Here is a 10,335-nt window from a genome sequence, read left to right as displayed (position 1 = left end):
TCGCGTGGGTGCGTGCGCGCCTCCTTTCTCTCCGTCGGCCCCGCGCAAGCGGGGATGATCCCAGCTCTGAGATTCCGGTGACGGGTACGGCGACGTCGGCCCCGCGCAAGCGGGGATGATCCGGCGCTGCGGGCGATGGAACGGCGCCTACGCGCGTCGGCCCCGCGCAAGCGGGGATGATCCTCCGTGTTTTCCCGCTGCTCATGGTGCCGCTGGGTCGGCCCCGCGCAAGCGGGGATGATCCATCCGGTAGTGGATAAGCCAGCTGGCCAACCAGGTCGGCCCCGCGCAAGCGGGGATGATCCTGGTCCGGGTTGATTTCGGCGACCGGATGTTCGGTCGGCCCCGCGCAAGCGGGGATGATCCCGCTGGCGGCAGCCGGGCGGCTGGTGGGCGGCTGGTGGTGATGTGTCGGCCCCGCGCAAGCGGGGATGATCCGAGATTGAGCTGTATGGCAACGCCTTTGAGCAGGTCGGCCTCGCGCGTGCGGGGATGATCCCCGATCGCGGCGCGGAAATAATGGCCCGATCCAGTCGGCCCCGCGCAAGCGGGGATGATCCCAAGGAGAACCTGTCGCAGCTTCCTGAAAACTGGATCTGGATCTGGCCCTGATCTTGTGGTCGGGGTGGCCCCGGCGGCGGTCAGGTCGCGAGGAGTACGCGTTTGCGGAGCAGGTCGAAGTTCGCTCTGCCGTACATTTGCCTCTTGATCATTTTGATGCGGTTCACGGTGCCTTCGACCTGTCCGGAGCTGTGGGGCAGTGTCAGGCCGTTGAGGACGGCGTCGTGGTCGCGGAGCAGGCCGCGGGTGAAACGGTGCAGTTCAGGGAGGTCGTCGGCGTCGACAGCGGCGATCCAGCTGTTGAGCCGGTCGCCGTGGCGTCCGGTGAGCATCTGCGCGAACGCGGTGACGTGACCCGCGAGGGTCTGCAGGTGCTGGCAGCGGACGAGGACCTGCTTCAACGCGAGGGTTTCCTCCTCGTCGAGGTGGTCGGGATCGGTGAGGACCCAGCGGGTCACGGTGCGGACCTTCGGCGCCGGCGCCGGCGCCGGTGCGGGTGCGGGTGCGGGTGCGGGTGCGGGTGCGGGTGCGGTGGCGCTGGCGGCGCGCAGCGGGCGCAGGTAGGCCAGGACGGTGGCCTGGCTTCCGGGGTAGCCCTGTTCGCGGATCTCCCGGAACAGCTGACTGCCATTGGTGATCCCGGCGTTCACCCGCTCGTGGAGGTAGGGCTCCCACCGCCGCAGGACCGAACCGCGTCCGTCGCGGGTCTTGGCCAGGACGTCCTCGATGGTGGCCGCGCGGTAGTACTTGCGGACCGTTTCCTTCGCCAGCCCCAATTCCCGCATGATCGGCTTGATGCCGAGGCCCTGCGCTTTGAGGTTCTGGACAGCGGCATACCGCTCGCGGGCGTTCCGCACGAACGCCCGGCTCTCGAAGTGTTCGTCCCGCGCCTCGGCCACCGCCTCCTCGACGTCGTCCGGCTGGCTTGCGGGGGCCTCGACGGCCGGTAGGGCAGGTTCTTTCAGGCAGGAACGATGGTGGGCGACAGTCGCCTCGACGTACCCGGCGAGGTTGTGCCACAGATGCCACCTGTCCGCCACTTCCACCGCGTTCGGGGCGTCGGTGCGGGCACCGTCGGCGTAGGCACCGGCCCGGTCCCGGCAGATCACCTGCGCGCCGGGATGCTCGGCCAGCCAGCCGGCGAACGTCGCAGCCTCCCGATCCGCGAGCAGATCCACCGGCCGGTGACGGTCCAGATCGACCAGGACCGTTCCATAGACCCGCCCCCGGCGCACCGCGAAATCGTCCACGCCGAGGGTCGCCACGACACCCACCTGCGGGTCGGGTAACGCCCGCGCACCCGACGCAGCACCGTGTTCCGGCCAGCACACAGACCCATCCGCCCGGCGAGACGCGAACCGGCCCGCCCCGCCAACGCCAACCCGATCGCCTCGATCATCCCGGTAGCGAGCGGGGTGAACCGAGCATGCGGACTCGTCAGACCCACAACCTGTTCCGCGAACGTCACCCTTGAACAGCCCGAGTCCAGGCACCGGAACCGCCGGACCAGCAGATCGATCTCGACCTGGGCACCCGCGATCGCCGCATCGACCAACCGCCGCCGATACCGGCCATGCACCCGCTCCGAGACCACCCCACAACCCGGACAGGCCCTACCCGACCCTCGAACACGGGCCCACAGCCGCACACGATCACCAGCCCGGTCAACCCGGTCGAGGACCAGACCCGCCAGATACGGAAGCAGAACTCCAAGATCAGAGAGGCACCCGCCACATGATCACAGCAGCCTGATCCTGACGACTCACCGCCCCCGGGGCCACCCCGACCACAAGATCAGGGCCAGATCCAGATCCAGTTTTCAGGAAGCCTTGACAGAACCTCGGGTGTGAGCCGGCACAGCAGGTCGACGCAGTCCTGCTCCTGATGCCGGTCGACCACCTCCACGCTGGCGCCGAGCATGTCCGTGGCCAACTTCGCCTCAGCGGCCCGCTCCTCGGCCACTCGCTCCACAGCGATCGTGACGGTGGCATGCCGGGCATGCCACGCGAGGGTGCCGCCTATCCACAGCTCGGCATCGTCGGGATGGGCGGTCACCGCGAGGACGCTGCCCGGGGGTCGCGCCGCTCACCGCCACCGGCCCAGCGTGTTGACGACAGCGGCGTCCAGGGGGAGGTACGCGGCGTCCACCGAGGTGCCTTGCGGTAGTGCGGGGAGATCGATGTTGATCTGAAGACGGATCATCTGCCGCCAGGTCAGCACCTTCTCCCACATCTGCTCGGCCGCGGCCGGCGGCACCGACCAGACGGCCCGCGGCCCGTGCTTTCTCGAGCGTCAGGCCGTCGGCGAGGATACGGGCGGCTCGGTGGAGTCCGGGTTCAGGGCGCGGCGGCGGACCTCACCCGGTGTCAGACCGTAGCGTTCCCGAAAAAGCCGGGTGAGGTGCGGCTGATTGTGGAAGCCCCACCGATCGGCGATGGCGTTGATGCTGTGTCGGGCCAACAGCCGACTCTCGAGGTCGGCTTTCACGCGTTCCAGCCGTTGGGCGCGGATGTAGGCGGACACGGAGATCTGCTGATCCTCGAACAGCCGGTGAAGATACCGGGGCGAGATGTGGTGGGCCGCGGCGATCGCGTCGGGGCACAGGGCGTCGTCTGTCAGGTGCTCACGAATCCAGGCGATGATCTGTAATCGCCGTGCATCGGCCGGAGTCGTGGCGCTGTTGTCCGTGGTGTCGGCGAGCGTCGCCGCGAGCAGATCCATGCAGGCCGCGGCCAGTCGATGGCTGGCTCCCGTCCCGCACGACTGCGCATGGGCCAGCAGGCTGCGCATGCACGCGTTCAGCACCGCGCCGGCACCCTCCCGAGACGGCAGGACGCGAGCGGTCCACCGTTCGACGAGTGCTGGCGGCAGGGGCACCAGGTCGCGTGGAAAGATCAGAACAGCAAGGTGAAAGTCGTCTCGGCTGCTATGCCGGTACGGACGTCCGGTGTCGGACAGAACAAGGTCGCCGGGCTGGAGCAGGCACTCATGGCCATCTTGATCCAGCACCGTGACACCAGCCACCTGAAGTGTGATCTTGTACACGGGCCGGTCGGCGGTTCCTGTGGCGACAGCGGTACGCACGACCATGTGTGGCGATGCCTGTACGGATAGCAGTGACAGTTCTCCCAGGGTGGTCGCGTCCAGCACCGCGTGGAACGGGCCGTCGGCATCCACGACCGGTTCCAAGGTCTCGAAGGTAGTGCTGACCGCATGACGCCACTGCTCGATGTCGCGTGCTCCCTCGAAGGAGCGTGACATCGCGGTACCGGCAGGCGTGGCCGGTCCAGGAGCCGCCTCGCCGGCCTCCACAGGTGCGTTCGCTAATCGGCACCCCGCCGCACCGGTGCTGTCCACGCCTCGCCTCCTCGACCAGCCTTCGTGATCACTTTCAGGGCCGAACTGTACACCTGCGCGCAAGAATCAGGGCGCCCGTCGTCAACTGCGCTGGCCCGAACGTGGCCATCCTGACTATTGAGTCTGGTGCATGAGTCTGGTGCAGGAACCGGCGTTCGCGATAGCGCGACGAGAAGTCCAGGCGATCCACCGACGTGTGTCGGACCAGGCGTTTCAGCATCAGCTGACCGCCATCGCTGTACCGGCGGATTCCGCCGCGTGGAGGTGTCATTACTGTGGACCAAATAATAACACAGGCTGTGACCGTGGCTATCGACGACACGACCGCGATGCCCGGTCGACCAATGGTGTCGGCGGGCCGGCTGTTCATCGACGGTGGGTGGCGCGACGGAGTCGGAGAGGAGCGCCGCGCGGTGATCGACCCGTCGACCGGGCAGACCGTCGCCACGGTGGTCGACGGTGGCGAAGCGGATATCGACAGCGCAGTCAAGGCTGCTCGCAGGGCCTTCGACGAGGGGCCGTGGCCCCGGCTGTCGGGCCGGGAGCGCGCTCGCGTCCTGATTCGCGTCGCCGAGCTCGTGCGCGAGCACGCCGACGAACTGGCTCGGCTGGAAACTCTGGATGTCGGCAAGCCGATCACACTGTCCCGGGTAGTCGACGTCAATACCGTGATCGAGCAATACGAGTATTATGCCGCTCTGGCGCAGACAATCGACGGGTCGACACGGTCGATTTCCGTGCCCGCGCTGGCATATACCCGCCGCGAACCCATCGGTGTAGTCGGAGCCATCACGCCGTTCAACTTCCCGCTGATCCTCTCCAACAGCAAAATCGCTCCGGCGTTGGCAGCCGGAAATACGATCGTCCACAAGCCGGCCGAGGACACGCCGTTGTCGGCGCTGCGGATGGCGGAGCTGTTCTCGGCAGCCGGTGTGCCTGACGGAGTCGTGAACGTGGTCACCGCCGGGGCGGTGGCCGGCCAGGCGCTCATCCGCCACCCGGGTGTCGACAAGATCGCCTTTACCGGGTCGACGCCGGTCGGGCGGTCGGTGGCGAGCCTGGCCGGTGAGTTCCTCAAGCCGGCGACCATCGAGCTGGGCGGCAAGTCCGCGCAGCTGATCTTCGCTGACGCGGACCTCGACACGGCCATCGGCGCGGCGATCCAGGGATTCGTGTTCAACACCGGCCAGTTCTGTATGGGTGGCACCCGGCTGCTGGTGGCGCGCGAACTGTTCGACACGGTGGTCGAAGCCGTCGCAGGTGGCGCCGCCGGCGTGCCGGTCGGGGATCCGTTCGAGGAATCCACCATCGTGGGGCCGCTGGGCGGCGAGCGGCACCTGGCCAAGGTCGAGGACTACATCCAGCTGGCCCGTGCAACCAACGGTGTCCGGATTGTGACCGGCGGGCAGCGGCTCGACCTCGGTGGCGGCTCGTACTACGCCCCCACCGTCATCACCGGCATGCCCAATGATTCCCGTCTCGTCCAGGAGGAGATCTTCGGCCCGGTGCTGACCGTCCAGCCGTTCGAGGACGAGGACGAGGCCGTCGCTCTCGCCAACAGCACGCCCTTCGGACTCGCGGCAGGCCTGCACACCCGCGATGTCGCCCGGGCCCACCGGGTCGCGGCACGGCTTGCGGCGGGCATCGTGTGGGTCAACGGCTGGGCACTGCTCGATCCCGCCATGCCATTCGGCGGCTACAAACAGTCTGGCTACGGCCGCGAGAACGGGCCTGAAGGTCTGCACGAGTACACGCAGGTCAAGTCCGTGATCGTCGCGCTCACCTGATCCGGCGTCAGCACCGACCGATCCGGCGTCAGCACCGACCGAGCTGGAGCCAGCACCTACATCCGCGAAATCCGTGAGCATGTGACCACCGAGCAAGGAGATACAGCCAGCATGACGACGACGCAAGCGGCACTCGTCGAGAAGGCCGGAGAACCGTTCACACTGTCCGAGGTCGAGTTAGACGACCCGCGACCCGACGAGGTCGTCGTGCGCCTGGTGGCAGCCGGCGTCTGCCACACCGATCTCACTGTTGCCGGGGGCGGTCTGCCGTTTCCCCTGCCTGGCGTCCTCGGGCACGAGGGCGCCGGCGTGGTGGAAAGCGTCGGCTCCGGGGTCAGTCGGGTGCAACCAGGTGACCACGTCCTGTTGTCGTTCACATCCTGCGGCCGATGCGGGAACTGTCGGGACGGCCACCCGGCCTACTGCGCGACCTGGCTTGCGATGAACCTTCTCGGCGGCGTGCGTGCCGACGGTTCGTCGACCATCACCAGGGCGCAGGAGACGATCGGCGGTCACTTCTTCGGCCAGTCCTCCTTCTCCCGCCATGCCCTGGTCGACGAGCGCAGCGTCGTCAAAGTGGACGCCGACGTCGCGCTCAACCTGATCGCGCCGCTGGGCTGTGGCGTGCAGACGGGCGCCGGCGCGGTCTGGAACGTCCTGAATCCGCGCCCCGGCGCGACGATCGCGGTCACCGGCGCCGGTTCCGTCGGCCTGTCAGCGATCATGGCGGCTGCCCTCACACCGGCGACACGCATCATCGCCGTCGACCGGATCGAACAGCGGTTGCGCCTGGCGGTGCAGCTGGGGGCCACCGACGTTGTCAACGCCACCGACGGCGGCGTCGCCGAACAGTTGGCCGAGATCACCGGTGGCGCGGGGGTCGACGGCGTGGTCGAGACGACGGGGAACACCGCTGTCCTGCGGACGGCGATCGACTGCCTTGCCGCTCGTGGGACGGCGGTCATCGTCGGCGCGCCTCCCTTCGGCTCCGAGGTGGCGCTCGATGTCAACGCCATGCTGGGGGGGCGCCAGGTCGTCGGGATCACCCTCGGTGACAGCGAGACCGAACGGCTGCTGCCCGTTCTCGTCGCTCTTGTTCGCTCCGGCCGGATGCCGGTCCAGAAACTGATCACCGAGTACGGGTTCAGTCAGATCCAAACCGCGGTCGACGACATGGTGGCGGGAAAGACCATCAAACCGGTCCTCACATTCTAGGAGCGACCGGCAATAGGGGACGCGGCGTCGCGGGGCTATTGCCGGGCGCTCTAACTGGAAGGCACACCATGCCAGTTGATCCGCAATTCGAGGCCGTTCTCAAACAGGCTGCCGCAGCGGGCCTGCCACCGTTCCACACGCTCACGCTCGTCCAGGCCCGAGCGCTGTACGCCCAGCTGATGGCTCTACCTGACCGCCCGGTGCCCGTCGTGCACGTGGCGGACCGGACGGTGCCCGGTCCCGCTGGGGAACTCCCCGTGCGGATCTACCGGCCGGGATTGGATGGGCGCCGGCCCGTGCTGACCTATTTCCACGGTGGCGGCTGGACGCTCGGCGACCTGGACAGTGACGACTGGCTGTGCCGGCGCCTGGCCGTCGGCGCCGACGCGGTCGTGGTCAGCGTCGACTACCGGCGTGCGCCGGAGCACCCCTTTCCGGCAGCGCTGAACGACGCGGTCGCGGGCTATCTGTGGGCCCGGGAGCACGCCGGCGAAATCGGCGGTGACAGCGGCCGCGTCGCCGTCGGAGGATGGAGCGCCGGCGGCAACCTCGCCGCCGCGGCATGTCTCGAGCTGCGGGGCGAAAATATGCCGGCTGCTCAGCTACTTCTGACGCCCGCCGTCGACGCCACTATGGCCTTGCCCTCGTACACCGAGAACGCGACCGGATTCGGTCTCGACGTGATGACCGGCCGGTGGTTCACGGACAACTACGTGCCTGACCCGGCGCAGCGAAGCCATCCCCTGGTGTCTCCGCTTGCGGCCGTCGACCTCTGCGGGCTTCCGCCGGCAGTGGTCTACACAGCCGAGTACGACATCCTCAGGGACGAGGGGGAAGCGTACGCGCACCGGCTCGAACAGGCCGGCACAAAGGTCATCGCGAAGCGGGTCGAGGGACTCGACCACCTTTTCCAGCTACACACCGCGGCCGTGGACGCGGCCGCAGACGCCGTCGATCAACTGATCGCGGACGTGGCGGACGTACTGCGCCTGTAATCCGCCTCGCCCGCAGCTCCGCTTCTCGCGGGGCTGCGGGCGTGCACCTCGCGATCTACGCACCCCAGCCCCGCTTCTTGATCCATACCCCTATTGCGGGGCACTCTTAGTCAGGATGTCGGTGCTGGGGATGCCAGCATTTCTCTGATCATTTTGCGCCCGGCGAGGGCACCTGCGTCGATGGCGATGCTGAGTTCCTGGATGCGGCCGTGGCCGGAGACACCGCCGGCCTTCTCCTCGTCCGCGATCACTTGTTCGAGCAGCGTCAGCGCGTCCACGTCCTGCTGCACGACTTCCCGATTCATCCGCTCGAAGAAGGCGGAGACCTCGGCGTCGCCCAGCGCGAAGTCGCGGGCCACCGCCCAGAAGTCGAACGTGCTGTGCTCGGTTTCCGGCGTTATACCGTAGAGAATCTTTGCATGCACAGCACCGGCGTCTCCGCCGGCATTTCCCGGCAGCACGCCGGCTGGTGCGATCCGTGAATGCAGCACGTACGAACAGACCGGACGGTACTCGATGTCCTGCCAGCGGTCGATGGGCGTCGAGAATCCGGTTGACTTCTCATAGAAGGGCGGGCACTCGACGCCGTGCATGTGCCGGCTGATCCGGATGACCTGCCCCGCGTGGTCGACCTCGGTCTGAATCGGCGTCGCGGCCACCTCGGGAGTCCCGATGAATCCCGCGTGCAGGTAGGTCTCGTGGGACAGGTCGAGCAGGTTGTCGACCAGGAGTTGATACCGGGCCGGCAGGGGGGCCACATCGCCGATCATGGTCCAGCCGGGGTCGTCGAGCCAGTGGTTGTCCGGAACGGCAGCGAGGTCGGCCTTGGCCTCTTCGCCGATCCAGACCCAGATCCAGTTGGCCTGCTCGACGACGCGATAGCTGCGCACCCGTGCGGTTCGCGGCACCCGCTCCTGGCCGGGTACCGCGATGCAGGTGCCCGAACAGTCGTAGGTGAAGCCGTGATACCCGCATTCCAGGTCGTCGCCCCGCAGTGTTCCGAGCGACAGCGGGTAGCGGCGGTGGACGCAGCGGTCGGCCAGGGCGACGACCCGCCCGTCCAGCGTGCGGTAGAAGACGATCGGCTCGCCGCAGATCGTCCGCGCGAACAGGTCGCGGCCGATCTCACGGCTCCAGGCCGCGACGTACCACTGGTTCTGCGGAAACACCCTCATCACCTCTCATGTCAGCGCCCCTATTGCCGGGCGCTCTCAGGGGAACACCACCAGCACGTCGGAGACCAGCCCGATTCGCCCTCGGGAGCGGACACCGTCCATCCACCACATCGCCATACTCCGTGCATCTGGATACTTCGTGCATCTGGATACTTCGCGTATCTGGATACTCCGTGTACGGAGTAACTTAAGCGTCGCACTTGAGACAGCCACCGTCAAGAGCCGGTCAAGGCGCCGTACCGCCGGGCGGTCCGGGCTATCGAGCAGTGCCGCAGTCGACGTCACCGCATGCCGGGGAATCCACGTATGGACTATAATTCCGCCAGAGCGCCGCTTCGGGAGGGATGGAACCGACCGCTGACCAGACATGTGGACGACTCGGAATGCGACGGCGGCGGATCATCCGCACCGTCGACCCGGCCGGCGCCGTCAGCCATCCAACCCGACGGACCGCGCGCGGAACCCGCGAACCTCGCGGCGCACCCGGGCCATCTCGCCCGACGGCTCCAGCAGGTGACCTATCAACTGTGGAACGCCGTGGTGTCCGACGAGACCACCCCGCCTCAGTTCGCCGTGCTCAACTGCCTGCTCGCCGAGCCCGGCGTCGACCAGAAGACGGTCGGAGAGCGCGCATCACTCGACCGTTCCAACGTCGCCGACGTGGTCGCACGACTGGTGCAGCGCGGCCTCGTCCGGCGACTGCGCGACCCCGCCGACGGGCGACGCAACGTCCTGCGCCTCACCCGACACGGCGAGGCTGTGCACGCCACGGTCGCCCGTCGAGCCGACGCGATGAACGAGATCATCCTTGGTCCACTCACCCCGGACGAGCAGGCGACGTTCCTGACACTTCTCGCCCGGATAGTCGCCGCCAGCACCGACAGGTCTACCGCCTCGGATCGGGTCGACGGCGAGCAGGCTGCGTCGTAGCCCTGTTCCTCAGCCAATCCCACCGGTGTAAGTATTCGATGCAAGATCGGCGCGAGTTTGTCGTCAGGTACGCCTATCCGGCCAAAAATCGTACCTGACGACAAACAAACGCCGATCACCATCTCCACCCTATGCGGAGGGTAACATGCTGTGACATAATCAGCGTCAATACTCCAGAAAATCGAGATCCTTTCCAGCCCCGGGCGGCACCGGCGGGAATCCTCTGCTACCTGATCGACATCTGCACCGCGTTCGCCAGGCTCGTCCACAACAGCCAAGCGACCGGTGCGTTCCGCGGAACACAGGGCCCGGCAA

The 10,335-nt window shown here is 67.5% G+C and carries 9 protein-coding genes and 1 CRISPR repeat array; of the genes, 4 read left to right on the top strand and 5 right to left on the bottom strand.

Annotated elements, in window-relative coordinates:
- Positions 1–33 precede the first annotated feature (33 nt).
- Positions 34–560: direct repeats of the CRISPR family, unit length 28 nt; unit sequence GTCGGCCCCGCGCAAGCGGGGATGATCC.
- Between the two features lie 81 nt (positions 561–641).
- The 4 genes from U9978_RS11610 to U9978_RS11595 form a co-directional block, all read right to left on the bottom strand.
- The gene (locus tag U9978_RS11610) at positions 642–1,892 is read right to left on the bottom strand and encodes an ISL3 family transposase (protein ID WP_322761109.1); all 1,251 of its coding nucleotides are present in this window, start codon (positions 1,890–1,892) and stop codon (positions 642–644) included.
- Between the two features lie 463 nt (positions 1,893–2,355).
- Complete coding sequence (locus tag U9978_RS11605; protein WP_322761108.1) at positions 2,356–2,616, bottom strand: hypothetical protein; 261 nt, start codon at positions 2,614–2,616, stop codon at positions 2,356–2,358.
- A gap of 30 nt (positions 2,617–2,646) precedes the next feature.
- Positions 2,647–2,817 (bottom strand): hypothetical protein, encoded by a 171-nt coding sequence (locus U9978_RS11600; protein ID WP_322761107.1) that lies wholly within the window; start codon positions 2,815–2,817, stop codon positions 2,647–2,649.
- Positions 2,818–2,853: 36 nt separating this feature from the next.
- Positions 2,854–3,918, bottom strand: coding sequence for a helix-turn-helix domain-containing protein (locus U9978_RS11595; RefSeq protein WP_322761106.1), 1,065 nt, complete (start codon positions 3,916–3,918; stop codon positions 2,854–2,856).
- A gap of 329 nt (positions 3,919–4,247) precedes the next feature.
- On the opposite strand from U9978_RS11595, the gene U9978_RS11590 reads away from it, so the two are divergent.
- The 3 genes from U9978_RS11590 to U9978_RS11580 all read left to right on the top strand — a co-directional run bounded on the left by U9978_RS11590 (position 4,248) and on the right by U9978_RS11580 (position 7,915).
- Positions 4,248–5,705 carry an aldehyde dehydrogenase family protein gene (locus tag U9978_RS11590; protein ID WP_416210936.1) on the top strand — a complete coding sequence of 486 codons (1,458 nt, stop codon included), beginning with the start codon at positions 4,248–4,250 and terminating at the stop codon, positions 5,703–5,705.
- Positions 5,706–5,816: 111 nt separating this feature from the next.
- Entirely contained in the window at positions 5,817–6,920 is a 1,104-nt protein-coding gene (locus tag U9978_RS11585; protein ID WP_322761104.1) for an NAD(P)-dependent alcohol dehydrogenase, read from the top strand.
- Positions 6,921–6,988: 68 nt separating this feature from the next.
- Complete coding sequence (locus U9978_RS11580; protein ID WP_322761103.1) at positions 6,989–7,915, top strand: alpha/beta hydrolase; 927 nt, start codon at positions 6,989–6,991, stop codon at positions 7,913–7,915.
- A gap of 110 nt (positions 7,916–8,025) precedes the next feature.
- Here the strand turns inward: U9978_RS11580 and U9978_RS11575 are convergent, their stop codons facing one another.
- A complete protein-coding gene (locus U9978_RS11575) occupies positions 8,026–9,090 on the bottom strand; it encodes an aromatic ring-hydroxylating dioxygenase subunit alpha (protein ID WP_322761102.1) in 1,065 nt (354 codons plus the stop codon).
- 306 nt (positions 9,091–9,396) lie between these two features.
- Between U9978_RS11575 and U9978_RS11570 the strand changes: the two genes are divergently transcribed.
- Positions 9,397–10,020 (top strand): MarR family winged helix-turn-helix transcriptional regulator, encoded by a 624-nt coding sequence (locus U9978_RS11570; protein WP_322761101.1) that lies wholly within the window; start codon positions 9,397–9,399, stop codon positions 10,018–10,020.
- The last annotated feature ends 315 nt before the right edge of the window (positions 10,021–10,335 follow it).

Origin of the sequence: Protofrankia sp. Cr2 (assembly GCF_963555885.1) — a bacterium.
Taxonomy (GTDB): Bacteria; Actinomycetota; Actinomycetes; order Frankiales; family Frankiaceae; genus Protofrankia.
This window is presented reverse-complemented; position numbering and strand designations above follow the sequence as displayed.

Bases quoted from the DNA above. Each gene is read 5' to 3' on its own strand.
- U9978_RS11575 (WP_322761102.1), bottom strand. From the start codon at position 9,090: ATGAGGGTGTTTCCGCAGAACCAGTGGTACGTCGCGGCCTGGAGCCGT.
- U9978_RS11570 (WP_322761101.1), top strand. From the start codon at position 9,397: ATGGACTATAATTCCGCCAGAGCGCCGCTTCGGGAGGGATGGAACCGA.
- U9978_RS11590 (WP_416210936.1), top strand. From the start codon at position 4,248: ATGCCCGGTCGACCAATGGTGTCGGCGGGCCGGCTGTTCATCGACGGT.
- U9978_RS11585 (WP_322761104.1), top strand. From the start codon at position 5,817: ATGACGACGACGCAAGCGGCACTCGTCGAGAAGGCCGGAGAACCGTTC.
- U9978_RS11580 (WP_322761103.1), top strand. From the start codon at position 6,989: ATGCCAGTTGATCCGCAATTCGAGGCCGTTCTCAAACAGGCTGCCGCA.